1 protein-coding gene is annotated in these 229 nt (G+C 70.7%); it reads right to left on the bottom strand.

Annotation, left to right across the window (positions count from 1 at the left end; all coding sequences use genetic code 11):
- On the bottom strand, nucleotides 1-229 hold a 229-nt coding region (locus HKX41_14090), incomplete at both ends, for an AMP-binding protein (protein ID NNC25264.1).

Here is a 229-nt window from a genome sequence, read left to right as displayed (position 1 = left end):
GGCGAGCACGCGCTCCAGTAGCTCCCCGTTTTCGACCACGACGGCGTCCGCACCGGGGTCGGAAAGCAGGTACTGCGTCTGTCGCTCCGACGACGAGGTGTACACCGTGGTGACGACGCCGCCCGCGCCGAGGACCGCGAAGTCCGTCTGCGCCCACTCCATGCGCGTGTGCGAGAGGATACCGACCCGGTCGCCGCACTCGATGCCGAGGTCGCGGAACCCGGCCGCG

Origin of the sequence: Salifodinibacter halophilus, assembly GCA_012999515.1 — a bacterium.
GTDB lineage: Bacteria > Pseudomonadota > Gammaproteobacteria > Nevskiales > Salinisphaeraceae > Salifodinibacter > Salifodinibacter halophilus.
This window is presented reverse-complemented; position numbering and strand designations above follow the sequence as displayed.